Genomic DNA, 26,904 nt, shown 5'->3' on the forward strand with positions numbered 1-26,904 from the left:
GCGTGCGACCGGGTCGCGGGGCACTAAACGACCGACCCCATCTACCTGGCGCATTGGAATCGGGGTGGAGACAGCCCGGGAAAACTCCGCAAGCGGGATGCCGAGGACACCACGGACACCGCAGACCAGCCACACGGACACCCCGGTGTCCGCCGGCATCCCGCTTCCTCCCACCTCCGCCGCAATCGCGTGCGGAGCCGGGCGCGTTCCGGTTTCGCGATCACAAACCGGATTCCCTCTTGCCAAAAACGGGAATATGACTCACGTTTGTGTTGTGAACATTGTTCACCAAAGCGCTGTATGCGATAAACGCACACGCACGAGACACGTTTGGTCGCTCCTGGGGAGGTAACGCGCCATGGCATCGCTTCGCGAGCTCTATCCGATGCCGGATATCGACAAGCACTGGTCGGTTCCGGAACAGTTCAACGCCACCTTCGATTTCGAGTATGACGACGGTCGCTCGACGCTCATGCACCTTTACCAGAAGGGCAAGGACATGCAGTGGGATGCGGTCAATCGCATCGACTGGAGCCTCGAGCTCGACCCGGAAAACCCGATGCAATTGCCCGATGAAGGCATTGCGCTGCACGGCTCTCCGATGTGGGAGAAGATGACGAAGAAGGAACGCATCGAGTTCCGCCGTCACGCCCAGGCCTGGAATATCTCGCAATTCATGCAGGGCGAGCAGGCTGCACTGATCTGTGCTGCGAAGATTGTGGAATCCGTGCCGGATCTCGACGCGAAATTCTACGCCGCGACCCAGGTCATGGACGAGGCCCGCCATGTCGAGGCCTACAAGAATCTGATGAAGAAATTCGGCGTCGCCTATCCGATGACCGAACCCCTGCGCCAGCTGGTCGACCAGGCCCTGCGCGACAGTCGCTGGGACTTCACCTATCTGGCCATGCAGGTCGTTATCGAGGGGCTGGCCCTGGCCGCCTTCGGCACGATCCGTGATCTCGCCCAGAACCCGCTGGCCAAGATGGTCAATGCCTATGTGATGGAAGACGAGGCGCGCCATGTTGCCTTTGGTCGCCTGTCACTGCGCGATTTCTACCCGCACCTGACCCAGGCCGAGCGCGATGAGCGCGAGGAATTCCTGGTCGAGGCCTGCTATCACATGCGTGATCGTTTCCAGGCGCGGGAAGTCTATGAAGTCATGGGCTTGCCGGTCGAGGAATGCGTCGCCTGGGCCGAGCAGTCCGAAATGAACAAGCTTTTCCGCACGCTTCTCTTCCAGCGTATCGTGCCTGTGGTGAAGGATATCGGCCTGTGGGGTCCGAAGATCCAGGCCGCCTATGCGGATATGGGCGTCCTGCATTATGCCGACCAGGATCTCGATGCTCTGGCCAAGCAGGACGAGGAAATCGCCCGCGAATTGGACACAGTGAAGCACCAGGATGTGCGCACGGCCTATGTCAACGCCGTCGCCGGCGCGGCCGAGTAGAAGCGGTCACCTCACACGTTATCCCGGACTGGGGCTCCGCATCCTGCGGGGCCCTTTTCTATTGGGGTGTCTCCCTCAACTCTCCCCGAACGCATAAGGCGAAGCCCTCAGCTGGTGCGGGTCCATGGTCAGTTTGCGGTTCAGCGGCGGGAAGGCACGCTGGGCGCAGTCCTCACGGTCGCAGAGGCGGCAGGCCAAGCCGATCGGCGCAGGCGAGGCTTCTGCCATGCCGTCGGCGTGCATCACCTTGCCGGCATTGTCCCAATCACAGCCCAGGGCGATGGCATGCAGGACCGGCGGCTGGCCGGTCGGACCGGGTGTCGACTGGCCTCGGGCGAGGGAGAGCATGCGGGTGCCATCGGGCAGTTCGAAGGCCTGCGTCAGGATGCGCTCGGGCAGGCGCAGCGCGTCGTAGAGATTCCATTTCGGGCAACCGCCACCGGCGCGGGCAAAGGGCATGATGCCGCCGCCGAAGCGTTTGGAGACATTGCCCGCCGCATCGACGCGGATCATGAAGAAGGGCAGGCCGCGCGCGCCTGGCCGCTGCAGCGTGGTCAGGCGGTGGCAAACCTGTTCATAGCTCGCCTCGAAGCGGCGTTGCAGCAGGTCAAGATCATAGCGATGCGTCTCGGCGGCCTTGTGAAAGGCGGCATAGGGCATCTGGACCGCACCGGCGAAATAATTGGCCAGCCCGATGCGCAGGAGGCGGCGGCCCTCCGGACTGGGCAGGTCGATCTGGTCACAGAGCCGGTCCAGCGTCTCGGCCTGTTCCAGCGAGGCCAGAACCACCGCGATATGAAAGCCGCGCGAAGCGGGGGCGATGGTTTCCGACAGGAGGAGGCGGCGCCCGTGAAAGTCGAGGCGCCGACGGGCGCCGGCCATCACATCCTCGTCCAGGACCCGCACCGTGAAGCCGTGCTGGTCCTGCAGATAGGTCGCCAGCGCCTGATCGCGATTGCGGCTGCGCAGGCCGGCCCTTTCGCACAGGGCTTCGGCGGCCTCCTCAAGCTCCGGGAAGTGATTGTGGTGCGCGTCGATCGCATTGCGCACCGATTCCAGCACCGCGCCGGGACCACCCGTCGTCGCGCCGGGACCCGAGACCCGGGTCGCCAGATCGGCCGTCGCCGTCGCCATTTCGCGATAGGACTGGAAAAGGCGTGTCAGAGCCTCGGCGGCGCGCGGCTGGCTGTCGGCCAACTCGTTGAGTTCCATCCGGTCCAGTTCGAGGCCGGAGAGGACCGGGTCGGCAGCGGCCTCGGTGAGGTCGGCGATCAATTGCCGGTCGCTCTCATTGGCAAAGCTGCGGACATCGACATCGAAGGCGTCGGCCAAGGCCAGAAGGACACGGGCGGTGACCGGGCGTTGATTGCGTTCGAGCAGGTTGAGATAGCTGGCCGACAGGCCCAGCGCCTCGGCCGCCTCGGCCTGGGTCATGCCGCGTTCGCGTCGTAGACGGCGCAGGCGGGCGCCGGCAAAGATTTTCTCAAAGGCCTGGTTGTCGCTCATGACTTGTACCAAAATTTACAAACTGACAATCACACAATGTATGTAACTTACACTGAAACCTCTTTATAGGAAAAGCCATATCGACACTCTCCGTTCCGTTTGACAGCTTGGGGTCAATCCTGATCACCCAGAACCGGCTGAGCCGGAACGGAGATAAAAATGACGACTTTTGCGGAACTGGTCCCCAATACGGCCGATGATCGTTTCAACGGTATCGAGCGTCCCTACTCCCCCGAGGATGTGCAAAAGCTGCGCGGCTCCGTCACCATCAGCCAGACCCTGGCCGAGCGCGGTGCCAACAAGCTGTGGGAACTCCTGAAGACCGAGCCCTACATTAATGCCCTGGGCGCGCTGTCGGGAAACCAGGCCATGCAGATGGTCCGCGCCGGCCTGAAAGCCATCTACCTGTCCGGTTGGCAGGTTGCCGCCGACGCCAATACGGCCGGCACCATGTACCCGGACCAGTCGCTCTACCCGGCCAATTCAGCGCCGGAGCTGGCCAAGAAGATCAATCGCGCCCTGCAGCGCGCCGACCAGATCGAAGTCAGCGAGACCGGCGAAGCCAGCCGTGACTGGTTCGCCCCGATCGTCGCCGATGCCGAAGCCGGCTTTGGTGGCACGCTGAATTGCTTCGAGATCATGAAGGCCTTCATCGAGGCAGGCGCTGCCGGCGTTCACTTCGAAGACCAGGTCGCGGCCGAGAAGAAGTGCGGCCATCTGGGCGGCAAGGTCCTGATCCCGACCAGCCAGCACGAGCGCAATCTCGCCGCTGCCCGTCTCGCCGCTGACGTGATGGGGGTCTCCACCATCACCGTGGCTCGCACCGATGCGGAATCGGCGAATCTGATCAATTCAGACATCGATGAGCGCGACCATGAATTCATCGATTTCGACGCCGGCCGCACGCCGGAAGGCTTCTTCCGCCTGAAAGAAGGCGTTGGCGTTGATCACTGCATCAAGCGTGGCCTGGCCTATGCCAAGATCGCCGACCTGTTGTGGTGGGAAACCTCCAAGCCGAATCTCGACGAGGCGCGCCGTTTCGCCGAGGCGGTCCAGAAGGAGTACCCCGGCAAGATGATGGCCTATAACTGCTCGCCCTCCTTCAACTGGGAAGCCAATCTCGACAAGGCCACGATCGAGACCTACCAGCAGGAACTCGGCGCCATGGGCTACAAGTTCCAGTTCGTGACCCTGGCCGGTTTCCACCAGCTCAATCACGGCATGTTCGAACTGGCTCGCGGCTACAAGTCCCGCGGCATGGGCGCTTATTCCGAGCTGCAGCAGGCCGAGTTCGCTTCCGAGGTCGATGGCTACACCGCGACGCGCCACCAGCGTGAAGTCGGCACCGGCTATTTCGACAAGGTCTCGCTGGCGATCTCCGGCGGCACCGCCTCGACGACCGCCATGGGCGCGTCCACCGAGTCGGCCCAGTTCGCAGCCGAGTAACGCCTTACTCACTGCTCCTTGCCGGGGTGCGGTTCTCCGAACGCACCCCGGTCTTGTCTCCCGCATCAGGAGAATGACATGACCCTCATTGCCCCTTCCGGCGTCGAAGTCCTCGGCCATCTCGAGCCCGGCTATCGCGATATTCTCAGCCACGAAGCGCTCGGCTTCCTGGCCGGCCTGCACCGCCGTTTCGAAAAGCGCCGCCAGTCCCTGCTGCGCTATCGCAAGGAACGCCAGGCCGAGCTCGACCAGGGAGCCTTGCTGATGTTCCCGCACGAGACCGTCGATATTCGCTCCGGCGAGTGGAAGGTCCGTCCGGCGCCTGCGGATTTGCAGGACCGCCGTGTCGAGATCACCGGTCCGGTGGATCGCAAAATGGTCGTGAATGCGCTCAATTCCGGCGCCAAATGTTTCATGGCCGATTTCGAGGACGCCACATCGCCGCTCTGGTCAAACCTCGTTGAAGGCCAGATCAATCTGCGCGACGCCAATCGGCGTGAGATCGATTTCACCGATCCGAAGAATAACAAGCGCTACCAGGTCAAGGATGATGCGGCGGTCCTGATCGTCCGTCCGCGCGGATGGCATCTCGATGAGCGTCATGTGCAGGTCAATGGCCAGGCCATTTCCGGCTCGCTGTTCGATTTCGGCCTCTATGTCTTCCACAATCACGCCGCCCTGAAGGAACGCGGCACCGCGCCCTACTTCTACCTGCCCAAGCTGGAAAGCCGGCTGGAAGCGCGCTTGTGGAGCCTGGTCCTCCAGCATGCCGAGGACGAGCTGGGTTTGGAGCGTGGCACGCTGCGCGCCACGGTCCTGATCGAGACGCTTCCGGCTGCCTTCGAGCTGGACGAGATTCTCTACGAGCTGAAAGACCATATCGTCGGCCTCAATTGCGGCCGTTGGGACTACATCTTCAGCTATATCAAGCGTCTGAAGTCACGCCCGGATCATGTCCTGCCAGATCGCTCCGCGGTCACGATGAGCGTGCCGTTCATGGCAGCCTATTCGCGCCGTGTGGTCGCAGTCTGTCACCGCCGCGGCGCCCATGCGATGGGCGGCATGTCGGCCTTCATCCCGGTCAAGAATGATCCCGAAGCCAATGCCGCCGCGACCGAAAAGGTTCGCGAGGACAAGCTGCGCGAAGTGAAAAACGGCCATGACGGCACCTGGGTCGCCCATCCGGACCTGGTTCCCGTCGCGATGGAGATCTTCGACAAGCACATGAAGGGGCCCAACCAGCTCGATCGGCCTGCTGATCCACATGAGCGGCCGGTGACCACACAGCAATTGCTGGAAGCGCCGGAAGGCGAGATCACCGATGCCGGCGTGAACGACAATATCGATGTCGCCATCCGCTATATCGCCGCCTGGCTGGGTGGTCGTGGCGCGGTCCCGATCCGTAATCTGATGGAAGATGCGGCCACCGCCGAGATTGCCCGGGCGCAGCTCTGGCAGTGGCGGACCTATGACCGCTCGACGGTCGAAGGCATGGCGCTGACCGGCCCGATGCTGGAAAACAAGATCGAGGATATCTGTGCGGCGATCCAGGACGAGGTGCCGGACCAGACCGAGCTGTGCGACCGCATCCGTGACGCTGCCGACATCCTCACCGAGCTGGTCCTGTCGGCGGAATTCGCCGAATTCCTCACTCTGCCGGCCTATGATCGCCTCACCGCAGAACTCAAGGCGCCCATGAAGCTGATGGAGTTCGAGGACTAGCAAACAACGAGCTGATGACGGTTGGTCGTCTCAGGCGCGGGGTTCGGGCGAGGTCGAAAAGACCGGCCCGGACCCCGCATTGGTTTGGGGGCTTGGTACCTTGTCATCCCTGATGGACGCCTCGCGCAAGCGGGGCGAAGGTCATGGACCTATGTGATTGCAAAGAGTTGGGTCCCCGCTCTGCGTCCGGCCTTCGCCGGACGTCCGGCGGGGATGACAAGCCAACGGAAAGTCCGTCGTCTGGTCTAACCCGTAACGCCCGCACCCGGCATCCGGTACCCGCACAGATCGGCCAGCTTCCAGCCGGTCGCGGTCTGTTCGAAACGGCAGGTCATGTAGTCGCCGCGATAAATGCCCCAGGGCAGGGGGGCGTCGAGCAGCGGGGTTTCCGCAGGCGGGGCGACCCGGTCATGGGCGCGCTGCGGATAGACCAGAATCTGGCGCGAGGCTTCGGTCGCGGTAAAATTCGGATCGTCAAGAATACACAGGGGCGGCTGGCTGAGCATGCCGGTCACCGTGCCGCGTGTATTGCCTTCGGCACCCCAGACATGACTGCGCACCATCGGGTCGCGTGAGATGAAGGCGTTTTGCAGCAAGCCCGGCGCCATCGCGTCAGCGACGGCGGTCTCGTTATGGCTGATGATCGCCGAGAATGCCGCCATTTCGTAGGCGATGGGCGCGCGGCACATCGGAACGGTCTCTGTCGCACAGGCCGACAAGCCCAGCATAGCGGTGGCGGAGACGAGAGCGAGGGCACGTTTCATCGATTTTTCCGGTTTGCGATCAGGTCGTCGACGACGCCCGGGTCGGCCAGTGTAGACGTGTCGCCGAGATTGCCAAACTCGTTCTCGGCGATCTTGCGCAGGATGCGGCGCATGATCTTGCCCGAGCGTGTCTTCGGCAGGGCAGGCGCGAACTGGATCAGGTCCGGTGTCGCCACGGGGCCGATTTCCTGGCGTACCCATTTCTTCAAAAGGTCAACATCCTCATCGGCCGGGTCGCGTCCGCCCATCAGCGTGACATAGCAGTAGATGCCCTGGCCCTTCACGTCGTGCGGGTAGCCGACAACGGCCGCTTCGGCGACGTCGTCATGAGCGACAAGCGCGCTCTCGATCTCGGCCGTGCCCAGCCGGTGGCCGGAAACATTGAGCACATCATCGACCCGCCCGGTGATCCACCAGTAACCGTCGGCATCACGGCGCGCGCCATCACCGGTGAAATAATAGCCGGGATAGGTCGAGAAATAGGTTTCCACAAAGCGGTCATGATCGCCGTAAAGCGTCCGCGCCTGACCGGGCCAGGATCGGCAGATGACCAGATTGCCATTGGCGGCGCCTGTGTCGCTGATGCGCTGGCCCTCGGCATCCATCAGGGCTGGTTCAACCCCGAACATGGGTGTTGTCGCCGAGCCGGGTTTGAGGTCGGTCGCGCCGGGCAGGGGTGTGATCAGGGCGCCGCCTGTCTCGGTCTGCCACCAGGTATCGACGATCGGGCAGCGGCTATCGCCCACGACGGTGTTGTACCAGTTCCAGGCTTCCGGATTGATCGGTTCGCCGACTGTTCCCAGCAGGCGCAATGACGCGCGGGAGTGTTTCTTGACCGGCTCATCGCCCTCGCGCATCAGAGCGCGGATGGCGGTCGGGGCGGTGTAGAAGGTGTTGACCTTGTGCTTGTCGACGACAGCCCACATCCGGTCCGGGCCGGGCCAGGTCGGCACGCCCTCGAACATGAGTGTGGTCGCACCATTCGCGAGCGGGCCATAGACGATATAGGTGTGGCCGGTGACCCAGCCGACATCGGCCGTACACCAGTAGATCTCGCCTTTTCTGTAATCGAAGACGTATTCATGCGTCATCGACGCCCAGACCATATAGCCGCCTGTCGTATGCAGCACGCCCTTGGGTTTACCGGTCGAGCCGGAGGTGTAGAGGATGAAGAGCGGATCCTCGGCATTCATCGGCTCTGCCGGGCAATCCGGGCTGGCATCGGCGATAAGCTGGTCATAGGCGATATCGCGCGCTTCGTCCCAGGCGACATCGCCGCCAGTCCGTTGGATGACCACGACCTTCTCGACCCCGCCGGCGGTGGCGACGGCCTTGTCGACATTGGCCTTGAGCGGAATGGGCTTGCCGCCGCGCACGCCTTCATCGGCGGTAATAATGAAGCGGCTCTGGCAATCGGTGATGCGTCCGGCAAGGGCGTCGGGCGAGAAGCCGCCAAAGACGACAGAGTGGACCGCACCGATCCGCGCACAGGCCAGCATGGCGTAGGCGGCCTCGGGGATCATCGGCATGTAGATGGTGACCCGGTCACCTTTCCTTACCCCGATGGATTTGAGCCCGTTGGCGAAGCGCCCGACATGGTCGTGCAGCTGGGCATAGGTGATGTGGGCATCGACGGTCGGGTCATCACCCTCCCAGATGATCGCCGTGTCATGGGCGCGCTCGGGCAGGTGCCGGTCAATACAATTGACCGAGGCGTTCAACGTGCCGTCCGCAAACCAGCGAATATGGAGGTCATTCTTGTCCCAATTGACGTCCGATACCTCAGTGAAGGGCGTCATCCAGTCGATCCGCTTGGCTTCCTCGCGCCAGAAGGCCTTCGGATCCTCGATCGAACGGCGATACATGTCGGCATAGCGTGCGGCGTCAATACCGGCACGATTCGTCCAATCCGCGGGGACCGGGAAGATGGCGTTCGGATCGGTATGGGACATGGGTCAGGCTCCGCACTGGGTCTGCGATTTCGTCGGGTGAACGATAACGATTCAGTCCTGACAGGCAATCGGACCATTTCGGCGGGTGCAGCTGACCTAGTCGTCTGCAATCCCTTCGGCTCGCAGCGTTGTCTGCGGGTCGAGGGTGCGCATCGCGGCGTAGTGGGACAGGAAGACTTCACCGGACAGCTCGTCGAAGAAACCGGCCTCTATCAACTTGTCCGCCACAGGCCCCTTGACCTCGGACAGGTGCAGGCGGACGCCGCCATCCAGCAGCCGCGAGTTGATCGCGCGCAAGCTGCTAAGCGCGCTGGCATCAACGAAATTGACGGCCGGGAACAAGAGAACCAGGTCGGTGGGCCGGCTCTCGCGGGCCAGGATGTCACCGGCCAGAGCTTCGAGGAATCGGGCATTGGCGAAATAGAGCGCCTCATCGATCCGAAGCGCGACCACATGCGGCGAGCAGATCACGTCATGCCGGTTGATATTGCGGAAATGGTGGGTCCGCGGGACCTGACCGACTTCCGCCCAATGCGGCCTCATCGTGCGCTGCAGGACGAGACCCACTGACAGGGCTACGCCCATCGTCAGGCCGATCTCGACGCCCAGGAACAGCACGCCAACCAGGGTCAGGAAGGCCGCGGCGCCATCGGCGTGGGAGTATTTCCAGGCGTGCCAGGCATCCTTGAAATTGGCCATACGCCAGATCGCGGCGAGGATGGTCGCGGCGAGGGCGGCCTTTGGCAGATGGTAGAAAAGAGGTGTCAGGAAAGCGGCGACCAGCAGGATGATCACGGCCGTGAAGACGCCGGCCAGCGGCGTCTCTGCGCCCGCCGATTCATTGACCACGGAGCGAGCAAAGCCGCCGGTCACCGGATAGCCCCCGGTGAAGGCCGCGGCGGCATTGGCCGCACCGAGGCCGAGGAGCTCGCGGTTCGGTTCAATGGTCTCGCGGCGTCGGGCGGCGAGGGACTGGCCGACAGAGACGCTCTCCACGAAGCCCACCAGCGAGATCAGGGCCGCCGGTCCGATCAGGGCGCGCCAGGTCTCCAACGGTACCAGCGGAAAGGCGAAGGGCGGCAGGCCGGAGGGCAGTTCGCCGACAATGGCCAGTCCGGTATTGGCGTTCAGGCCCATCAGCCAGGCGCTCAGGGCTGTGGCGGCCACGAGAACGGCGGGCGCCGCGCGGGTGATCCCGCTAATCAGGCTTTCGGAGACGTTCAGGCGTTCGAGCAGTCTTGGCAGACCGGAGCGCGCGGCCAGCAGGAAGGCGAGACTGGTGACGCCGACGATCAGGGCTGTCAGGTTAAAATCAACCAGCGGATTGCCGGATTGAAACAGGGAGACCGCCAGCTCAGGCAAGGTCGCGCCATGCATGTCGACGCCCAGAAAATGGCGCAGCTGGCTGGCGATGATCAGGACCGTCGAGGCGGTGATGAAGGCTTCCACGACAGGTCGGGACAGGAAATTGGCGACACTGCCGAGGCGAAAAATCCCGAACAGGACCAGCAACAGGCTGGACAGCAGGGCGAGGGCGCCCGCGGCGGCCATGATCTCCGCCGGGTCAGTGAGGCCGAGCGATCCAATCGCGGCCGCGGTCATCAGGGACACAACCGCGACCGGTCCTACAGCGAGGACGCGGCTCGATCCGAACAGCGCATAGGCGACGAGAGGTGCGATGGAGGCGTAAAGCCCCGCCTGCGCGGGCAATCCGGCCAACAGGGCGTAGGCGAGGCTTTGCGGGATAAGCAGGACAGCCGTGACCAGGCTGGCCAGCCCGTCCTGCGTCAGCGTGCTGCCATTGTAACCCTTCAACCAGGCCAGGCCGGGCAGGAAACGGGTCAGCGTGTTCACCGGCCTAGACCGCATTCAGGGGAAGTTTGAGATAGCGCGTGCCATTGTCCGCCGGCGGCGGCAGATTGCCCGCCCGCATATTGACCTGGACCGAGGGCAGGATCAGGCGCGGCATGGCCAGTTCGGCATCGCGCTTGGTGCGCATGGCGACGAATTCGTCCTCGCTTATGCCGGTATGGACGTGGATGTTCTTGGCCTTCTGCTCGGCGACGCTTGTTTCCCATTCGAAATGATCGCGGCCCGGTGCCTTGTAGTCATGACACATGAAAAGACGGGTCTCGTCCGGGAGTGCGAAAATGCGCTGGATTGAGGCGTAGAGCGCGCTCGCATCACCGCCGGGGAAGTCGCAGCGTGCGGTCCCGAAATCGGGCATGAAGAGCGTGTCGCCGACGAAGGCCGCGTCGCCGACATGGTAGACCATGCAGGCCGGCGTGTGGCCAGGCGTGTAGATTGCTTCGGCGTCGATCGAACCGATTTTGAACCGCTCGCCATCCTTGAACAAATGGCCGAATTGCGAGCCGTCACGGGCAAATTCGGGCTCAGCGTCGAACAGGTCGCCGAACACGGCCTGGACATGGGTGACATGCGACCCAATACCGATCTGGCCGCCGGTTTCGCGCGCCAGATACGGCGCGGCCGAGAGGTGGTCGGCATGGACATGGGTTTCCAGCACCCAGTCGATCGTCAGGCCCTCGCGGCGGACATGCTCGAGCAGGATATCGGCCGAGCGGGTCGCGGTGCGTCCGGAGGCGGGGTCGAAGTCCAGCACGGAATCGATGATCGCCGCGCGCTTGGTCGCGGGATCGGATACCACATAGCTGACGGTGAAAGTGTCTTCATCGAAGAAGGCTTGTACGTGCGGTGTCTGTGTCATGGCTCGGCCTTTCCGTCTGCCGATCAAATTCATTCTGTGGTCTACATATAATATATTTGCAAAACTATGCAAGTACGATTATATCAGGATCAACAGCCCGAAGCCGGGCCACGCAATGATTGGAATTCTACTATGACAGACCACAAGGATTTTGAACCGCAGGACGTGCAGGCCGGCCTGGAAGCCGGGCGTTATCTCCTGATTGATGTCCGCGAGCCGGGCGAGTTTGCCGATGAGCGCATTCCCGGCGCCATCCTGGCGCCGCTGTCCGGTTTCAATCCGAAGACCCTGCCGCGCGGCGAGGATCGCGAGATCATCCTGCACTGCAAGTCCGGCGGACGATCCGGGCGTGCCTTGCAAATGTGCCGTGAGGCAGGGGTTGATGTGGCCGGCCATGTAAAGGGCGGGATTCTCAACTGGAAAACCTGCCAGCTGGCCACGGAAAGGGCCGAGAATGCCCCGACCGGCATGACCATCCAGCAGGCTGTCATGGCCATGGCGTCCTTCCTGATGCTGGTCTCGGTGGGGCTGGGTGTCGTGATTTCGCCCTGGTGGCTGCTGCTCGGCGCCGGCGTCAGCGGCATGTTGCTGCAGGCAAGCTTCACGGGTTTTTGCCCGGCCAGTTCGATCTTCGCCCGTCTTGGCTTCCGCCCGGGTTAGATGGACGGTGTCTCGTCCGGGTCGCAATAGGTCGCGTACAAGGCGGACATCACGGCGGTAATACGGGCATCGGCCAGGCCATAATAAATGGTCTGGCCGTCCCGCCGTGTGCTGACCAGGCCCTTGTTTCTCAAGATCGCCAATTGCTGCGACATGGCCTGGTCGCGCATGCCCAATGCTTCGGCGAGCTCGCCGACCGAGCGCTCCTTCTCCATCATCGCGCAGAGGGCGAGAAGGCGATTGGGGTGGGCCAGGGTCTTCATGAGATCGGCCACCGTCTCAGCCATCGGCTTCATGTCATCATACTGCATGGCGGAACTCATTAGTTGCGTAGCTTCGCAAGTATATAAGCGGTGGCTGGCGCGACGCCAAGCAAGCCCCGGACTGCATCCCGGCTGAATTTGCTATTGTGTTAGCGCGCTAACACGCTATATCGACGGTCAAGGAGCCCACCCATGACCGATACGAGCCAGTCTTCCAGTGCTGCTGGCACTGATTTGCAGCCTCTCAGCGAGGCGATCCTTGCCCTGCGTGATGCCGGTGAAGCCGAACGCTTTTTGCGCGATCTCCTCACGCCGGGCGAAATGAAAACGCTGACAGAACGCTGGCGAGTTGCCGGCCTGCTCAATGAAGGTGGGCATTCCTATCGTGAAATTTCCGAGATGACCGGCGCCAGCACCACCACCGTGACACGGGTCGCCCGCTTTCTCAGCCAGGAGCCCTGGCAGGGCTATCGCACCATTCTCAACCGTCTCAAGGAGAGCCAATCGTGACCTCCCGTCTGCGTATTGCCGTACAAAGCAAGGGCCGTCTGGCAGAAGGAGGCATGGACCTCCTCAAGCGCTGTGGCCTGCGTTTCGCCTATGGGCGTGACAAGCTCCACCAGCGAGCCGAGAACATGCCGGTCGATCTGATGCTGGTGCGCGATGACGACATCCCCAACTTCGTCGGCAGCGGCGCCTGCGACTACGGCATTGTCGGTGAAAATGTGCTGGCCGAGGAGCAGGCCGCCGGCGGTCGCGCCCGCGAACTGGAAGTGGCCCTGCGTCTCGGCTTTGCCGGTTGTACGCTGAAACTGGCGGCGCCTCAGGACGGCGATATCCGCTCGGTCGAGGATCTGGCCGGCAAGGCGATTGCGACCTCCTATCCGGCTCTCACCGCGAAATATCTGAAGGATCGTGGCATTGAGGCGGAAATCGTCGAGATGCGCGGTTCGGTGGAAGTGGCACCGCGCCTGCGCATTGCCGATGCGATCTGTGACCTGGTGTCTTCAGGCGCGACTCTGCAGGCGAATGGTCTCAAAGCCTTTGAGACCGTGCTCAAGAGTGAAGCCGTGATGATCCGTCGGAAGGCAGACCGCGCTGCGGACACGGATGCCATCGCCAACGTCCTGATGCGTCGCGCCGATGGCGTCATTGCCTCCTCGCAGACCAAATACATCATGCTAAACGCGCCGACCGACCGGCTTGATGCCATCCGCGCTCTCTTGCCAGGCGCCGATGCACCCACCATCGCCAAGGTCGCTGGACGCGAGGATGTCGTCGCGGTCCATGCCGTGTGCCGCGAGCGGGTCTTCTGGGAAACGCTGGAAGCCCTCGAAAAGGAAGGCGCGCGCGCCATCCTCGTCCTGCCGATCGAAAAAATGCTCGCCTGAGCAGTGCACTCGGGATCAAGACCATGATGGATATTCTGAACTGGACAGATGCCTCCGAAGAGGCTCGCGCTGCGGCGCTCGCCCGCCCGATCGGCATCGATACCGCCGACGCCGCGGCGCGTGATATCGTCGATGCCATTCGCGACAAGGGCGAGGCGGGCGTGCGCGCCTATGCCCAGCGCCTCGACGGCTATGCACCAGAGAGATTCCGGGTGTCGCCGGAAGCCATTCGTGCGGCGCGCGCGGCGATGGATCCGGCTGATGCCGAGGCGATCAAGGCCGCCGCGGATGCCGTGCGGCGTTTCCACATCCGCCAAGGCTATCGCAATTACTCGGTCGAAACCTGGCCGGGCGTGACCGCCTCGCGCCGGGCCACGCCGATCGACACCGCTGCGCTCTATGTGCCGGCCGGGTCGGCGCCGCTGGTCTCGACCCTGGTCATGCTGGCCGTGCCGGCTCAGCTCGCTGGCGTGCCCCGGATTGTTGTCGTTGCGCCGCCGAGCGGTGAGGGCGGTGTCAATCCGGCGCTTCTGGCTGCGGCGGACCTGCTCGGTCTGGACGAGGTCTACGCGCTGGGCGGCGCCCAGGCTGTCGCCGCGCTGGCGGGCGGGGTTGCCGGCCTGCCGCGCGCCGACAAGATTTTCGGCCCGGGCAATGCCTATGTCGCGGCTGCCAAGGCCTATGTCAGCAGTCTCCCGGGTGGACCGGCGGTCGACCTGCCGGCCGGGCCAAGTGAGGTCATGGTAATCGCCGATGACCAGGCCGATCCGGACCTGGTCGCCAGTGACCTTCTCAGCCAGGCCGAGCACGACCCCTCGGCCCAGGTCATGCTGGTCTGTTTCGATGACGCGACCGCGGCGCGTGTCATGGAGTCCGTCGACCGCCTGCTGGCCGGCCTGTCGCGGGCTGATATTGCCCGCAAGGCGCTTTCGGCCTCCCGGGCGTTGATCTGCAATACCGTCGAGGATGCGATCGAGATCGCCAATCTCTACGCGCCCGAACACCTTATCCTGCAGGCCGAGGCGAGCGAACGCCTGCTGGCCGGCGTGCGTCATGCCGGCTCGATCTTTGTCGGGGCTTGGACCCCGGAGGCAGCCGGTGACTATGCCGCCGGACCCAATCACACCCTGCCGACAGCGGGTGCCGCGAAGGCCTATGGCGGTGTCAGCGTGGAAAGCTTCCAGAAGACCACCACCATCCTGCGCGCCAGCCGCGAAGGCGCTGCGTCCATGGCGCCGACCGTGGAGCGACTGGCCGCGCTGGAACAGCTTGATGCCCATGCCCTGGCCATGCGCTTGCGGTGCGAGAAGGCTGGCTCGCTCGTCCCGGAGACGGGCGATCAACCGCGCGCCGGCACCAAGCGACGCAAGACCAAGGAGACCGATGTCACCGTCACGGTCGATCTCGATCGCGACGGTCCGATCCGGATCTCCACCGGGATCGGCTATTTCGACCACATGCTCGACCAGATTGCGCGCCATGGCGGCTTCTCGCTGGACGTCGCGGTGGAAGGCGATCTGGAGATTGATGGTCACCACACGATCGAGGATGTGTGCCTGACCTTCGGTGAGGCGCTGCGCGATGCGCTCGGCGACAAGCGTGGTCTAGGTCGGTTCGGCTTTGAGCTGCCCATGGATGAAAGCCGTGCCGCGGTCTGGATCGACCTCTCCGGGCGACCTTTTGCGCGCTTTGAAGGCGAGATCCCCGGTGAGAGTGTTGGCGAGTTTCCGGTCGAGATGACGGCGCATTGTTTCCGCTCGATCGCCGAAAGCCTCGGTGCCGCCATCCATATGAAGGTGGAGGGCGAGAATGCCCACCACATGGTGGAAAGCTGCTTCAAGGCCTTTGGCCGGGCCCTGCGACAGGCCTTGCGTGTCGAGGGCGATGCCTTGCCATCGACCAAGGGCATGCTGGCATGATGATCGGTCTGATCGATACCGGCTGCGCCAATCTCGCCTCGGTCCGCTTTGCCCTGGAACGAGCCGGCTTGGACTACCGTGTGATAGCGACGCCTGCCGAGATGGCAGGCTGCGACCGCTTCATCCTGCCCGGCGTGGGGGCGGCTGGCCCGGCCATGGCGCGTCTGCGCGAGGCGGGTTGGGATGCGGCACTGAAGGCGGACCGTCGTCCCCTGCTGGGGATTTGCCTGGGCATGCAGATGCTGTTCGAGCGCTCGGCCGAGGGCGATGTTGAGTGCCTGGGGCTTCTTCCGGGCACGATCGAGAAACTGCCCGCTCCGGAAGACGGTGTCTGGCCGCAAATGGGCTGGAATGCCCTGGAGGATCTTGATCCCGACGAGCCTCTGCTGGCGGGTGTCGAGGCCGGGGATCACGTCTATTTCGTGCATGGTTTCTACGCGCCGGTCGGTCCGGTCACGGCCGCGACCTGCGTCTATGGCCGTCCGGTCTCGGCGCTGGTGCGCCAGGACCATGTCGCGGGATGCCAGTTTCACCCGGAGCGGTCTGCCGTCGTGGGTGCGCGAATTTTGGCAAATTTTGCAACGAGTTCGGTATGATTCTTTATCCGGCAATTGACCTTCTGGACGGGCGTGTCGTGCGTCTGCACAAGGGCGAATTTGACGCCGTCACCGATTATGGCGGGGATCCGCGTGCGGTCGCCGAGCAATTCGGGGAGGCTGGCGCGACCTGGATTCATGTGGTCGATTTGAGCGGTGCCCGCGACGGGGCCCGCCGGCAGGGCGAGATCATTCGCACGATTTGCGAGACCGGCCTTCGCGTGCAGACCGGTGGCGGTGTGCGCACATCGGAAGACATTGAAGACCTGCTCGCAGCGGGCGTCGAGCGCGTCATCATCGGTTCATTGGCCGTGACCGATCCGGTGCGTGTGCGGGACTGGTTGCAGCGCTATGGCGGCGATCACATCACCCTGGCGCTCGATGTGCGCCGGATTGCAGGCCAGTACCGGCCAGCGCTCAAGGGCTGGACGGACACAACGGACACCACGCTGGAGGATGTCGTCGCGGCTTATAATGGCAGCGGCCTAGCTCATGCCCTGGTCACGGATATCGGCCGCGATGGCGATCTCTCCGGCCCGAATATCGCCCTCTATGAACGTTTGGCGCGGGACTATCCCGGCATCGCCTGGCAGGCATCCGGCGGCGTGGCCTCGCTTGATGATCTGCGCGCGGCGAAGGCGGCAGGCGCGGCCGGCGCGATTTCCGGCAAGGCGCTCTACGAAGGCCGGTTCACGATTGCGGAGGCCCTGGCATGCTTGCGCGACGCATAATTCCCTGCCTCGACGTGCGTGATGGGCGTGTGGTGAAAGGCGTTCGCTTCCGCGACCACGAGGATGTCGGTGACATTGTCGACCTCGCCCGGCGCTATGCACAGGAAGGCGCGGATGAGCTGGTCTTTTATGACATCGCCGCCAGCGCCCGGGGCCGGACGGTGGAGCCGGAATGGGTCAGCGCCGTTGCGCGTGAACTCGATATTCCCTTCTGTGTGGCAGGTGGGATCCGCTCCGTCGATGACGCCCGCGCGCGTCTGTTCGCCGGGGCCGACAAGATTTCCGTCAACACGCCGGCGCTCGAGGACCCCGTAATCATCAACCGGCTCGCCGCGGAGTTTGGCAGTCAGTGTGTGGTGCTTGGTGTCGACAGCCGGGTGATTGAAGGCGCCTGGCGGGTCCATCAATATACCGGCGATCCGGACAAGACCGTGGTCGGGCATCGTCGCACGCTGGACTGGATTGTCGAGGCCGTGGATCGCGGGGCTGGTGAGGTTGTGCTCAATTGCATGGACCAGGATGGCGTTCGCGACGGATATGATATCGAGCAATTGCAGGCGGCGAGGGCGGTGTGTACCACACCTTTGATCGCGTCCGGCGGGGCAGGACAAAAAGAGCACTTCAAATCCGTGTTCGAACTTGCCAAGGTCGATGGTGCGCTGGCCGCCAGCGTGTTTCACAAGGGGGTCATCGAGATCGGGCAGTTGAAGGCCTGGCTTGGTGGTGAGGGAATCAGGGTCAGACCATGATTGATGCGAATTCGCTCGACTGGAAAAAGGGCGACGGCCTGATTCCGGCGATCATCCAGGACGTGGCGACCCGCCAGGTTCTCATGCTGGGTTACATGAATGCCGAGGCGCTTGCGGCCACGCTCGAGAGCGGCAAGGTGCATTTCTTCTCGCGCTCGAAACAGAGGCTGTGGAAGAAGGGCGAGACCTCGGGCAACACGTTCAAACTGGTCGATCTGTCAGCCGACTGCGACAGCGATACGCTGCTCGTCGAGGTCAAGCCCAAGGGCCCGGCCTGCCATACCGGGACGGTGACCTGTTTCGGCGACGACCCGGGACCGGGTCTCGGTTTTCTTGCTCATTTGCGGGGCATCATCCGCAAGCGCAAGAAGGACAAGCCGAAGAATTCCTATGTTGGCGGGCTGATGGCGAAGGCGCCCAAGCGCCCGGCCCAGAAGGTCGGCGAGGAGGGCGTGGAAGTCGCGATGGCGGCAGTCTCGGAAAGCCGCGAGGAACTGGCCGGCGAAGCCGCCGACCTGCTTTTCCACCTCATGGTCCTGCTCGAGTCACGCGATCTCAGCCTGGAAGACGTGGTCGACATCCTGCGCAAGCGTCACGCCGTCCGGGCTTCCCGGCCGTCCTGAGGCGTCCGTCAGTCGATAGGCCGGACGCAGCGGATCGTTGCGGCAATCCGCTCACCGGTTGGTCCGATGGACAGGTAGATGGCGTTGACGCCATCGCCGTCGATCGGATTGCCACCATTGTCATACGCGTCGCCGGCGTCGAGTGAGGCGCCGGCTGCGTCCATGGCGGCGTCGAAGCCGTTCCAGTCGCTGATCGGGCAGCTGACAAAACGGTCCAGCTGTCCGAACACCTGTCGCAATCGCATGATGTTCTGGGCATCTGCGCGCGCATCCATGGTCAGCGTGACCTCACGCTCGCTGCAATAGTCAGCGCTGAGCGTCACCACAGTGCCGTCCGGATATTCACCGCGCTCGGACCGGCCATCGGGTTCATCGCGAAGAATTTCGACATTGCGAAGGCGGCTGTCGGCAAAGCCGAACGTATAGCTGGTATGGTCGAGACAGGTCTCGGTCGACAGGGCGGCCGTGGCCGCCAAGGCAAGTGCAGTCATCATGGATGTCATAAATCCGGATTGGCCGGCCCCCGCGAATCGCTGGGCCTGTCAGACATGTGACCGACAGGCGGGGCTCTTGTCATTCACTCTCGGCCATGGCGGCGCGGTCCGAACCGCTCGCTCATGACATGGCGGTCGCCGGGATGGGTCAGGCGCGCAAGCGTGACCACGTCTTCGCCCTGGAAGGTCCGCCGCTCGAGAACGAGGCAGGCCGCACCTGGCGCGACGCCCAGCGCGTTCGCCAGGCCGTCACTCGCATTGATGGCCGAGATCGTGTGCTCGGCCTCCGTCCAGGGCGTTTTGCGCAAGAGCCAGCCGCCGGGCCCCTCCTTGTCGAAATCGGCCTGGGCGGCTTCCGGCAGAAGGGCGAGATTGATCCAGCGCTCCTCATACTCGACGACCGCGTCATCGGCTGTATGCAGACAGCGCACATGCTGGACACGGGCGCCGTGCAGCAGCCGCATCTGGCGCGCGACATCCTCGTCGGCGGGCACGGTCTCGCTGGCCAGGCAGCGATAGCCGTAGCGCTGCCCGCGCGCCGGGATGGCGCTCGCCATGTCGACGATTTCCAGCATGGCAGCAGGGGCATCGGGCTGGGCCACAAAACTGCCGGCGCGGCGCTTGCGGACCACCAGCCCGTCCTCGGTCAGGGCGCGCAGCGCCCGATTGACGGTCATCCGCGCCGTGCCGAAATGATCGCACAGATCCGCCTCTGACGGCAGGCGATAGCCCGGCGCCCAGTCTCCTGTTCGGATCTGGTCGAGGATGGCCCGGCGGATCTGGTCATAAACCGGCCCGTCATCATCCAGAGTGATCTGATCGCGCCAATCCGTCATGCGGTCTCGTCTGCCAGAATGGAGTGAAGGGCCGATCGGTAGGCGTTTTCGACTTCCGGGCGGACGAGGGATTGCCCGGCATGGACCCGGCACCGGCCCCCGACATGGACGCTGCGAACCTGCCGTGCATCTCCCGCGAAGAGCCAGCTGTCCAGCAGCGTGTCGCCGCTGCGTCCGGCCAGGACGGGATGGTCAGTCTCAAGCTCGACCAAGTCGGCCCGCTGCGCCGGGGCCAGACGGCCCGTGGGTTGCGCCAGGGCCTGGGCGCCGCCGCTCAGGCACGCCTCGAAAAGCGTCCGCCCCGTGCTGGCTCCCGTGCCAGCCAGGACATTGCGCGCGCGGCGGGAGAGTCGCTGGCCATATTCCAGCAGGCGGATCTCCTCGGCCAGATCGATCCGGATATGGCTGTCCGAGCCAATGCCGATACGTCCCTTGGCGGCGAGATAGTCGACGGCCGGAAACAGGCCATCGCCGAGGCTGGCCTCTGTGAGCGGGCAAAGCCCGGCCACGGCGCTCGAGGCGGCGAGGGCGATTGTCTCGTCTGTGTCCATATGCGTGGCATGAACGAGGCACCAGCGCTCATCGACGGGCTGATGATCCAGGAGATAGCGGACCGGGCGCTGGCCGGTCGCCGCGAGACAGGCTTCGACCTCTCCCGTCTGCTCGGCAATGTGGATATGGACCGGACCGCCGTCCGCGAGCGGAAGAATGGCCGAGATATCATTCATGGACGCCGCGCGCAGGGAGTGCGGCGCGATCCCGATCCGGGCATGGGACAGCGCTGACACATGCTTGCGGGCCGCTTCAACCAGCGCAGCAAAACTGTCCGCATCATTGAGGAAACGGCGCTGGCCGTGGCTCGCGGGCGCGTCATTGAAACCGGCATGGCGATAGAAGACGGGCAGGAGTGTGAGGGCTATGCCGGTCCGCCCGGCAGCGGCACAAATCCGCGCCCCCATCTCCCCCGGATCGTCATAGGCTGCACCGGTCTGGTCATGATGGAGATAGTGGAACTCGCCAACAGCGGTATAGCCCGCCTCCAGCATTTCGATCTGGACCAGCGCGGCGATCGCCTCAACGGCCTCGGGCGTCAGGCGGTCGATAAAGCGGTACATGACGTCGCGCCAGGACCAGAAGCTGTCCGCGCCCGGTCCGCGTCGCTCGGACAGGCCGGCCATGGCCCGCTGGAAGGCGTGGGAATGCAGATTGGCCATGCCAGGAACAACCGTTCCGAGACGGATCGCGTCTGGGCCGGGTGACTGATTGGCCTCAATGGATTTAATCAACCCGGTCGGATCAACCTGGATACGGACCTGGTCGGTCCAACCGTCAGGGAGCAGGGCCTGCGCGCAATGAAATTCAGTGGACACGGTGTCTCCCGGCTGGACAGACTCGAAAACGCGTCTTTATTGTATAGACAATTAGCCGCTTGCAAAGACCCTGACCGGAGATCGCCCGCATGCATTTCGACCGATTGCTCACGGAAGCCCGCCTCGCGACCCTAGTCGCCGGTGATGATGGCTATGGCGTGATCGAGAAAGCGGCGCTCGGGATCAAGGACGGGCGCATCGCCTGGATCGGTCCAATGGATCAGGTGCCGGGCGAGGCCGATCAGGTCGACCGCCTGGCCAGCCGCTGGGTTACGCCGGCGCTGATTGATTGCCACACCCATCTCGTCTTTGCCGGGGATCGGTCTGACGAGTTCGAGCGCCGCCTGGGCGGTGAGAGCTATGAGAGTATATCCCGCTCGGGCGGCGGCATCGCCCGAACTGTCGCGGAAACGCGGCAGGCGGGTGCGGCGGAACTGGCTGGCAGCGCCCTGTCTCGTCTCGATGCCCTGGCCCAGGAAGGTGTCGGCACGGTCGAGATCAAATCCGGCTACGGCCTGACGCTAGAGAGCGAACGCACCATGTTGCGCGCCGCGCGCGGCGTCCAGCGCGCGTCTGGTATGCGGGTCTCAGCGACGCTGCTTGCGGCCCATGCCGTGCCCCCGGAATACAAGGGCGAGAGCGGCCGCTATATCGACGAAATCTGTATTCCGCTCATCCGCGAAGCCGCCCGCGACGGTCTCGCCGATGCGGTCGATGCCTATTGCGAAGGGATTGGTTTCTCACCCGAGGAGACCCGGCGCCTCTTCATCGCGGCCAAGGCGGTGGGTCTGCCGGTCAAACTGCATGCGGACCAGTTGTCCGACACGGGCGGCGCCAAGCTGGTAGCCGAGTTTGGCGGCCTGTCCGCCGACCATATCGAATACACCAATGCGGACGGTGTCGCCGCCATGGCCAAGGCGGGTACGGTCGGCGTGCTGCTGCCCGGCGCTTTCTACGCCCTTGGCGAAACCAGATTGCCGCCGGTCGCTGCGATGCGGGCTGCCGGCGTGCCGATGGCCGTTGCGACCGACGCCAATCCGGGCACCTCGCCGCTGGTCTCCCTGCTTACCGCCGCCAACATGGCCTGCATCCTGTTCGGCCTGACCCTGCCGGAAGCCTTTGCCGGCATGACCCGGCATGCGGCGCGCGCGCTGGGTCTGCAGGACGAGATCGGAACGCTGGAAGTCGGCAAGGCCGCGGATATCGCCATCTGGGACGTCGAACGTCCCGCAGAAATCATTCAATGGATCGGACGCCGGCCGCTGCACGGCCGCATCCTCGCAGGAGAGTGGCAGTGACAGCTGTGACCATCAAACCGGGCGCCATGGCGCTGGCCGATTGGGCTGAAATCTGGCGTGGCGCCGAAATCCGCATCGATCCCGCAGCCAAGTCCGATGTCGATGCGGCTGCCGCGACGGTCGACCGGCTGATCGCCTCGGGCCGGGCCGTCTACGGTCTCAATACCGGTTTCGGCAAGCTGGCCCAGACACGGATCGCCGATGACGAGCTGGCGACTTTGCAGGAACGTCTTGTCCTGTCGCACGCGGCGGGGATTGGTGATCCGCTCGATGCGCGCATGGTCCGCCTGATCATGGCGCTGAAACTGGCCAGCCTGGGGCGCGGCGCGTCCGGTATTCGCTGGACCACGATCGAAGCCATCCAGGCGATGCTGGATGCCGATGTCCTGCCGGTCATCCCGTCCCAGGGATCGGTCGGCGCCTCGGGCGATCTGGCCCCGCTGGCGCATATGTCGGCCGCACTGATCGGGGCCGGCGATGTCACGTTAAAGGGCGAGCGCATGCCGGCGCGGGACGGTCTGGCGAAGGCAGGTCTGGCACCGGTCCAGCTCGGTCCGAAGGAAGGGTTGGCCCTCCTGAACGGCACCCAGACTTCGACCGCGTTGGCCCTGGCTGGCCTGTTTGAGGTTGAAGCCGGCTTCCGCGCGGCCCTGGTCTCCGGGGCGCTCAGCGTCGATGCCGCGAAGGGTTCGGTCGCGCCCTTTGATCCGCGCATTCACAGCCTGCGCGGCCATCCTGGCCAAATCGATGTCGCGGCCTCCCTGCGGACGCTTCTGGAAGGCTCGAACATTCTCAAAAGCCATGAAGGCTGCGAGAAAATCCAGGACCCGTACTGCCTGCGCTGCCAGCCGCAAGTCATGGGCGCTGTGCTCGACCTCCTACGCCAGGCCGGTGCCGTGCTGGAGCGCGAGGCCAATGCGGTCACGGATAACCCGCTCATCTTCACCGATACCGATGAAGCCATCTCCGGCGGCAATTTCCACGCCGAGCCGGTCGCCTTCGCCGCTGACCAGATCGCCATGGCCGCCTGCGAAATCGGCTCGATCTGCGAGCGCCGGATTGCGCTGCTGACCGACCCCGCCGTCTCCGGACTGCCAGCCTTCCTGACGCCCAATCCGGGTATCAATTCCGGCTTCATGATCGCCCATGTCACGGCCGCGGCCCTGGTCTCGGAGAACAAGCAGAAAGCCTATCCGGCCTCGGTCGACAGCATTCCGACCTCGGCCAATCAGGAAGACCATGTTTCGATGGCGACCCATGGCGCCTTTCGCCTTTTGAAAATGGCGGAAAACCTCCATGCGGTGGTCGGAATCGAGCTGCTCTGCGCTGCCCAGGGCACGGATTTCCATGACGGGTTGACCTCCTCGCCAGTGCTGGAAGCCGCCAAGGCGCACTTGCGCTTGACGGTTCCCGCCTATGGCGATGACCGTTATTTTGCCGACGACATCGCCAGTGCGCGCGATCTCGTGACGGGCAGGGGGCTTGTCGCGGATGCGGGCACGCTTCCCGGGATTGCCTGATGGACGTCTTCACACTCAAGCGCGGTTCCTCGCCGCTCGTTGTTTCCATGCCGCATTCCGGCACGGCCCTGGCGCCGGGACTGGCAGAGCGCTTGAGCGAGCCGGCGGGCGGCCTGCCGGATACGGACTGGCACATTCCGGAACTCTACGACTTTCTTGACGGGCTGGGCGCGACGATCATCCGCGCCAATTATTCGCGCTATGTCATCGATCTCAATCGCGACCCGACGGGCTCCTCGCTCTATCCCGGCCAGGCGACGACGGATCTGGTGCCGACAACCCTGTTTGACGGCACACCGATCTACAAGGACGGCGAGGCGCCCGATGATGACGAGGTCGAGCAGCGCCGCACCGACTACTATGACCCCTACCACCGTGCCCTGACCGAAACGCTGATGGCGACCCGTATGGAGCATGGCTATGCCTTGCTCTGGGACGCGCATTCCATTGCATCCGAAGTGCCGCGCCTGTTCGAGGGCGTACTGCCCGACCTCAATCTGGGCACGAATGGCGGCGAGAGCTGTGACCGCATGATCGAGCGCTGGGCGGTCAAGGCGATGATGGATCACGAGGAATACGCCTCCATCGTCAATGGCCGTTTCAAGGGTGGCTTCATCACCCGCGCCTTTGGCCGTCCGAGCCAGAATATCCATGCCCTGCAAATGGAACTCGCCCAGTCCGCCTATATGAGCGAGGCGCCGCCCTGGACGCTGGAGACGGCCAAGGCCGACCAGCTCCGCGCCGCGCTCAAGGATGTCATGAAAGCCGCCCTGGACGCGGCCAAAAGTCTCTATTCCGGAGAAGTGAAGTAAATGTCCCAGACCCGCCGCGACAATTCCCGCATCATCCGCGCCAAGCATGGCAGCGAACTGGACGCCATGCATTGGGCCGCCGAGGCGCCCTTGCGGATGCTGATGAATAATCTCGACCCCGAAGTGGCCGAGAAGCCGGAAGAACTGGTCGTCTATGGCGGGATCGGCCGGGCGGCGCGCGACTGGGAGAGCTATGACCGCATCGTCGCGACCCTGAAACGCCTCAAGGAAGACGAGACCCTGCTGGTCCAGTCCGGCAAGCCGGTCGGCGTGTTCCGCACGCACAAGGATGCGCCGCGCGTCCTGATCGCCAATTCCAATCTCGTGCCCAACTGGGCCAATTGGGATCATTTTCGCGAGCTCGATAAGAAGGGTCTGATGATGTACGGCCAGATGACGGCCGGTTCCTGGATCTATATCGGCTCGCAGGGCATCGTTCAGGGCACGTATGAGACTTTCGTCGAAGCCGGTCGCCAGCATTACAATGGCGATCTCACTGGCAAGTGGATCCTGACCGGTGGCCTGGGTGGCATGGGCGGCGCCCAGCCGCTCGCCGCGACCATGGCCGGTGCCTCGATGCTGGCGGTGGAATGCCAGCCCAGCCGGATCGAGATGCGTTTGAAGACCGGCTATCTCGACAAGAGCACGGACAATCTCGACGACGCCCTGGCCATGATCAACGCGGCCTGCGCCAAGGGCGAGGCGGTCTCGGTCGGCCTCCTGGGCAATGCGGCGGAAGTCTTCCCGGAACTGGTGCGTCGCAGCGTCAAGCCAGACATGGTCACCGACCAGACCTCGGCCCACGATCCGGCCAATGGCTATCTCCCCGCCGGCTGGACGCTGGCCGAATGGGACGACAAGCGCGCGAGCGATCCCGCCGCCGTCGAGGCTGCTGCCAAGGCCTCCATGGCGGAACAGGTCAAAGCCATGCTGGCCTTCTGGGAGCAGGGTATTCCGACGCTCGATTATGGCAATAATATCCGCCAGATGGCGCATGATGAGGGCGTCTCGAACGCCTTCGATTTCCCCGGCTTCGTGCCGGCCTATATCCGTCCGCTGTTTTGCCGCGGCATCGGTCCCTTCCGCTGGGCGGCGCTGTCGGGTGATCCGGAGGATATCTACAAGACCGACGCCAAGGTGAAGGAACTCATCCCGGACAATCCGCATCTTCACCGCTGGCTCGAGATGGCGCGCGAGCGCATCCACTTCCAGGGCCTGCCGGCGCGCATCTGCTGGGTCGGCCTGGGCGAACGCCACAAGCTGGGTCTCGCCTTCAATGAAATGGTCCGCACGGGCGAGCTCTCTGCCCCGGTCGTGATCGGCCGCGATCACCTCGATTCAGGCTCGGTCGCCAGCCCGAACCGTGAAACCGAAGCCATGATGGACGGCTCCGACGCCGTCGCCGACTGGCCGCTCCTCAACGCCCTCCTCAACACCGCCTCGGGCGCAACCTGGGTCTCGCTGCATCATGGCGGCGGGGTCGGCATGGGCTATTCCATGCATTCCGGCCAGGTCGTCCTCGCCGACGGTACCGAAGACGCCGCCGCCCGCGTTGGCCGCGTGCTCTGGAATGATCCGGGGACCGGCGTGATGCGCCATGCGGATGCGGGCTATGAGATTGCGAAGGATTGCGCCCGCGAGCAGGGGCTGGATTTGCCGAGCGTGGAGTAGGGGCGGTAGCGGCCATGATCAGACTGCTTGCCAAGGCGTGGGCTTTGATTTTTGCCGGGATGGCGGTCTGGTTTGGTTGGCTGTTTGCGGTGGTCTACTGGAGCAATCGCGCGTGTTTCGACGAGAACGGCCGGTGTCTCGTGGACGGCGTGGTGCATCACGACTCGACCTTCGTCTATTTCTGGATCGTATTGCTTTCGCTTGTTTCTGCGTTGGCCGGGGCGGTCTGTGATAGCCGTTTGCGACGGCCTGATAGCTGATGGTGTCGTTTGTGCAATCACCATTGTCCCGCAAACACATTGGGACCCCTATGCGGTACCTTCTCCGGCGAACTTCCCGACATCTGGGTCCCGGCTCTGCGCCCCGCCTTCGCGGGGCAGGAGCCTGCGCCCGCGAATGCGGG

The 26,904-nt window shown here is 63.9% G+C and carries 25 protein-coding genes; 16 read left to right on the top strand and 9 right to left on the bottom strand.

Annotated features, from left to right (window positions below):
- Positions 1 to 358: 358 nt before the first annotated feature.
- On the top strand, positions 359 to 1,450 hold the full coding sequence (locus Q0X62_RS08380; protein WP_297733993.1) for a ferritin-like domain-containing protein: 1,092 nt from the start codon (positions 359 to 361) through the stop codon (positions 1,448 to 1,450).
- A 75-nt stretch (positions 1,451 to 1,525) separates the two neighbouring features.
- Here Q0X62_RS08380 and Q0X62_RS08385 read toward each other — a convergent pair whose 3' ends face one another.
- Positions 1,526 to 2,956: a short-chain fatty acyl-CoA regulator family protein gene (locus tag Q0X62_RS08385; RefSeq protein ID WP_297733996.1), complete on the bottom strand. Its 1,431-nt coding sequence runs from the start codon at positions 2,954 to 2,956 to the stop codon at positions 1,526 to 1,528.
- A gap of 159 nt (positions 2,957 to 3,115) precedes the next feature.
- Here Q0X62_RS08385 and aceA point away from each other — a divergent pair, with 159 nt between their 5' ends.
- Both aceA and aceB read left to right on the top strand, forming a co-directional pair.
- A complete protein-coding gene (gene aceA, locus Q0X62_RS08390) occupies positions 3,116 to 4,402 on the top strand; it encodes an isocitrate lyase (protein WP_297733999.1) in 1,287 nt (428 codons plus the stop codon).
- Between the two features lie 78 nt (positions 4,403 to 4,480).
- On the top strand, positions 4,481 to 6,124 hold the full coding sequence (aceB, locus tag Q0X62_RS08395) for a malate synthase A (protein ID WP_297734002.1): 1,644 nt from the start codon (positions 4,481 to 4,483) through the stop codon (positions 6,122 to 6,124).
- A 245-nt stretch (positions 6,125 to 6,369) separates the two neighbouring features.
- Here the strand turns inward: aceB and Q0X62_RS08400 are convergent, their stop codons facing one another.
- The 4 genes from Q0X62_RS08400 to Q0X62_RS08415 all read right to left on the bottom strand — a co-directional run bounded on the left by Q0X62_RS08400 (position 6,370) and on the right by Q0X62_RS08415 (position 11,568).
- Positions 6,370 to 6,888: a hypothetical protein gene (locus Q0X62_RS08400; RefSeq protein ID WP_297734005.1), complete on the bottom strand. Its 519-nt coding sequence runs from the start codon at positions 6,886 to 6,888 to the stop codon at positions 6,370 to 6,372.
- Entirely contained in the window at positions 6,885 to 8,840 is a 1,956-nt protein-coding gene (acs, locus tag Q0X62_RS08405) for an acetate--CoA ligase (protein ID WP_297734008.1), read from the bottom strand. The genes Q0X62_RS08400 and acs overlap by 4 nt, the downstream gene beginning before the upstream one ends.
- A 96-nt stretch (positions 8,841 to 8,936) precedes the next feature.
- Positions 8,937 to 10,694 carry a SulP family inorganic anion transporter gene (sulP, locus tag Q0X62_RS08410; RefSeq protein WP_297734011.1) on the bottom strand — a complete coding sequence of 586 codons (1,758 nt, stop codon included), beginning with the start codon at positions 10,692 to 10,694 and terminating at the stop codon, positions 8,937 to 8,939.
- A 4-nt stretch (positions 10,695 to 10,698) separates the two neighbouring features.
- Positions 10,699 to 11,568 (bottom strand): MBL fold metallo-hydrolase, encoded by an 870-nt coding sequence (locus Q0X62_RS08415; RefSeq protein WP_297734013.1) that lies wholly within the window; start codon positions 11,566 to 11,568, stop codon positions 10,699 to 10,701.
- A 132-nt stretch (positions 11,569 to 11,700) separates the two neighbouring features.
- Between Q0X62_RS08415 and Q0X62_RS08420 the strand changes: the two genes are divergently transcribed.
- On the top strand, positions 11,701 to 12,228 hold the full coding sequence (locus Q0X62_RS08420; RefSeq protein WP_297734016.1) for a rhodanese-like domain-containing protein: 528 nt from the start codon (positions 11,701 to 11,703) through the stop codon (positions 12,226 to 12,228).
- Here the strand turns inward: Q0X62_RS08420 and Q0X62_RS08425 are convergent.
- Positions 12,225 to 12,539 (bottom strand): metalloregulator ArsR/SmtB family transcription factor, encoded by a 315-nt coding sequence (locus Q0X62_RS08425; RefSeq protein WP_297734018.1) that lies wholly within the window; start codon positions 12,537 to 12,539, stop codon positions 12,225 to 12,227. The genes Q0X62_RS08420 and Q0X62_RS08425 overlap by 4 nt on opposite strands.
- Before the next feature lie 144 nt (positions 12,540 to 12,683).
- On the opposite strand from Q0X62_RS08425, the gene Q0X62_RS08430 reads away from it, so the two are divergent.
- Genes Q0X62_RS08430 through hisIE form a run of 7 tightly spaced genes read left to right on the top strand, consistent with a single transcriptional unit; the run spans position 12,684 to position 18,500 of the window.
- The gene (locus Q0X62_RS08430; protein WP_297734021.1) at positions 12,684 to 13,001 is read left to right on the top strand and encodes a YerC/YecD family TrpR-related protein; all 318 of its coding nucleotides are present in this window, start codon (positions 12,684 to 12,686) and stop codon (positions 12,999 to 13,001) included.
- On the top strand, positions 12,995 to 13,882 hold the full coding sequence (gene hisG, locus Q0X62_RS08435; RefSeq protein ID WP_366946133.1) for an ATP phosphoribosyltransferase: 888 nt from the start codon (positions 12,995 to 12,997) through the stop codon (positions 13,880 to 13,882). Before Q0X62_RS08430 ends, hisG begins: the two co-directional genes overlap by 7 nt.
- Before the next feature lie 23 nt (positions 13,883 to 13,905).
- Positions 13,906 to 15,801 (top strand): histidinol dehydrogenase, encoded by a 1,896-nt coding sequence (gene hisD / locus Q0X62_RS08440; protein WP_297734027.1) that lies wholly within the window; start codon positions 13,906 to 13,908, stop codon positions 15,799 to 15,801.
- Positions 15,798 to 16,397 (top strand): imidazole glycerol phosphate synthase subunit HisH, encoded by a 600-nt coding sequence (hisH, locus tag Q0X62_RS08445; RefSeq protein ID WP_297734030.1) that lies wholly within the window; start codon positions 15,798 to 15,800, stop codon positions 16,395 to 16,397. The genes hisD and hisH overlap by 4 nt, the downstream gene beginning before the upstream one ends.
- Entirely contained in the window at positions 16,394 to 17,128 is a 735-nt protein-coding gene (gene hisA / locus Q0X62_RS08450; RefSeq protein WP_297734033.1) for a 1-(5-phosphoribosyl)-5-[(5-phosphoribosylamino)methylideneamino]imidazole-4-carboxamide isomerase, read from the top strand. The genes hisH and hisA overlap by 4 nt, the downstream gene beginning before the upstream one ends.
- Positions 17,110 to 17,877: an imidazole glycerol phosphate synthase subunit HisF gene (gene hisF / locus Q0X62_RS08455; RefSeq protein WP_297734036.1), complete on the top strand. Its 768-nt coding sequence runs from the start codon at positions 17,110 to 17,112 to the stop codon at positions 17,875 to 17,877. The genes hisA and hisF overlap by 19 nt, the downstream gene beginning before the upstream one ends.
- A complete protein-coding gene (hisIE, locus tag Q0X62_RS08460) occupies positions 17,874 to 18,500 on the top strand; it encodes a bifunctional phosphoribosyl-AMP cyclohydrolase/phosphoribosyl-ATP diphosphatase HisIE (RefSeq protein ID WP_297734040.1) in 627 nt (208 codons plus the stop codon). The genes hisF and hisIE overlap by 4 nt, the downstream gene beginning before the upstream one ends.
- Positions 18,501 to 18,508: 8 nt before the next feature.
- Here the strand turns inward: hisIE and Q0X62_RS08465 are convergent, their stop codons facing one another.
- From Q0X62_RS08465 to Q0X62_RS08475, 3 genes are all read right to left on the bottom strand, one after another.
- The gene (locus tag Q0X62_RS08465; RefSeq protein ID WP_297734043.1) at positions 18,509 to 18,994 is read right to left on the bottom strand and encodes a hypothetical protein; all 486 of its coding nucleotides are present in this window, start codon (positions 18,992 to 18,994) and stop codon (positions 18,509 to 18,511) included.
- A gap of 83 nt (positions 18,995 to 19,077) precedes the next feature.
- Positions 19,078 to 19,830, bottom strand: coding sequence for a histidine utilization repressor (hutC, locus tag Q0X62_RS08470; protein ID WP_297734046.1), 753 nt, complete (start codon positions 19,828 to 19,830; stop codon positions 19,078 to 19,080).
- A complete protein-coding gene (locus Q0X62_RS08475; protein WP_297734049.1) occupies positions 19,827 to 21,200 on the bottom strand; it encodes a formimidoylglutamate deiminase in 1,374 nt (457 codons plus the stop codon). Before Q0X62_RS08475 ends, hutC begins: the two co-directional genes overlap by 4 nt.
- An 89-nt stretch (positions 21,201 to 21,289) precedes the next feature.
- On the opposite strand from Q0X62_RS08475, the gene hutI reads away from it, so the two are divergent.
- From hutI to Q0X62_RS08500, 5 genes are read left to right on the top strand one after another with little or no spacing between them, the layout of a single operon-like run.
- Positions 21,290 to 22,498, top strand: coding sequence for an imidazolonepropionase (gene hutI / locus Q0X62_RS08480; protein ID WP_297734065.1), 1,209 nt, complete (start codon positions 21,290 to 21,292; stop codon positions 22,496 to 22,498).
- Positions 22,495 to 24,018 carry a histidine ammonia-lyase gene (hutH, locus tag Q0X62_RS08485; RefSeq protein ID WP_297734068.1) on the top strand — a complete coding sequence of 508 codons (1,524 nt, stop codon included), beginning with the start codon at positions 22,495 to 22,497 and terminating at the stop codon, positions 24,016 to 24,018. The genes hutI and hutH overlap by 4 nt, the downstream gene beginning before the upstream one ends.
- Positions 24,018 to 24,830, top strand: coding sequence for an N-formylglutamate deformylase (gene hutG / locus Q0X62_RS08490; protein ID WP_297734071.1), 813 nt, complete (start codon positions 24,018 to 24,020; stop codon positions 24,828 to 24,830). Before hutH ends, hutG begins: the two co-directional genes overlap by 1 nt.
- Positions 24,831 to 26,501 (top strand): urocanate hydratase, encoded by a 1,671-nt coding sequence (gene hutU / locus Q0X62_RS08495; protein WP_297734074.1) that lies wholly within the window; start codon positions 24,831 to 24,833, stop codon positions 26,499 to 26,501.
- Between the two features lie 14 nt (positions 26,502 to 26,515).
- On the top strand, positions 26,516 to 26,761 hold the full coding sequence (locus tag Q0X62_RS08500) for a hypothetical protein (RefSeq protein WP_297734077.1): 246 nt from the start codon (positions 26,516 to 26,518) through the stop codon (positions 26,759 to 26,761).
- The last annotated feature ends 143 nt before the right edge of the window (positions 26,762 to 26,904 follow it).

Source organism: uncultured Maricaulis sp. (assembly GCF_947259345.1).
In the GTDB taxonomy this organism is placed as follows: Bacteria; Pseudomonadota; Alphaproteobacteria; order Caulobacterales; family Maricaulaceae; genus Maricaulis.

What these genes read in the sequence shown, in the direction of transcription:
- Q0X62_RS08420 (WP_297734016.1), top strand. Translation starts at nt 11,701, where the DNA reads ATGACAGACCACAAGGATTTTGAACCGCAGGACGTGCAGGCCGGCCTG.
- Q0X62_RS08500 (WP_297734077.1), top strand. Translation starts at nt 26,516, where the DNA reads ATGATCAGACTGCTTGCCAAGGCGTGGGCTTTGATTTTTGCCGGGATG.
- Q0X62_RS08430 (WP_297734021.1), top strand. Translation starts at nt 12,684, where the DNA reads ATGACCGATACGAGCCAGTCTTCCAGTGCTGCTGGCACTGATTTGCAG.
- aceB (WP_297734002.1), top strand. Translation starts at nt 4,481, where the DNA reads ATGACCCTCATTGCCCCTTCCGGCGTCGAAGTCCTCGGCCATCTCGAG.
- hutC (WP_297734046.1), bottom strand. Translation starts at nt 19,830, where the DNA reads ATGACGGATTGGCGCGATCAGATCACTCTGGATGATGACGGGCCGGTT.
- hisH (WP_297734030.1), top strand. Translation starts at nt 15,798, where the DNA reads ATGATGATCGGTCTGATCGATACCGGCTGCGCCAATCTCGCCTCGGTC.
- hutU (WP_297734074.1), top strand. Translation starts at nt 24,831, where the DNA reads ATGTCCCAGACCCGCCGCGACAATTCCCGCATCATCCGCGCCAAGCAT.
- hisA (WP_297734033.1), top strand. Translation starts at nt 16,394, where the DNA reads ATGATTCTTTATCCGGCAATTGACCTTCTGGACGGGCGTGTCGTGCGT.
- acs (WP_297734008.1), bottom strand. Translation starts at nt 8,840, where the DNA reads ATGTCCCATACCGATCCGAACGCCATCTTCCCGGTCCCCGCGGATTGG.
- Q0X62_RS08385 (WP_297733996.1), bottom strand. Translation starts at nt 2,956, where the DNA reads ATGAGCGACAACCAGGCCTTTGAGAAAATCTTTGCCGGCGCCCGCCTG.
- hisIE (WP_297734040.1), top strand. Translation starts at nt 17,874, where the DNA reads ATGATTGATGCGAATTCGCTCGACTGGAAAAAGGGCGACGGCCTGATT.
- hisD (WP_297734027.1), top strand. Translation starts at nt 13,906, where the DNA reads ATGATGGATATTCTGAACTGGACAGATGCCTCCGAAGAGGCTCGCGCT.
- aceA (WP_297733999.1), top strand. Translation starts at nt 3,116, where the DNA reads ATGACGACTTTTGCGGAACTGGTCCCCAATACGGCCGATGATCGTTTC.
- hisF (WP_297734036.1), top strand. Translation starts at nt 17,110, where the DNA reads ATGCTTGCGCGACGCATAATTCCCTGCCTCGACGTGCGTGATGGGCGT.
- Q0X62_RS08415 (WP_297734013.1), bottom strand. Translation starts at nt 11,568, where the DNA reads ATGACACAGACACCGCACGTACAAGCCTTCTTCGATGAAGACACTTTC.
- hutG (WP_297734071.1), top strand. Translation starts at nt 24,018, where the DNA reads ATGGACGTCTTCACACTCAAGCGCGGTTCCTCGCCGCTCGTTGTTTCC.
- hutI (WP_297734065.1), top strand. Translation starts at nt 21,290, where the DNA reads ATGCATTTCGACCGATTGCTCACGGAAGCCCGCCTCGCGACCCTAGTC.
- Q0X62_RS08425 (WP_297734018.1), bottom strand. Translation starts at nt 12,539, where the DNA reads ATGCAGTATGATGACATGAAGCCGATGGCTGAGACGGTGGCCGATCTC.
- Q0X62_RS08380 (WP_297733993.1), top strand. Translation starts at nt 359, where the DNA reads ATGGCATCGCTTCGCGAGCTCTATCCGATGCCGGATATCGACAAGCAC.
- Q0X62_RS08400 (WP_297734005.1), bottom strand. Translation starts at nt 6,888, where the DNA reads ATGAAACGTGCCCTCGCTCTCGTCTCCGCCACCGCTATGCTGGGCTTG.
- Q0X62_RS08465 (WP_297734043.1), bottom strand. Translation starts at nt 18,994, where the DNA reads ATGATGACTGCACTTGCCTTGGCGGCCACGGCCGCCCTGTCGACCGAG.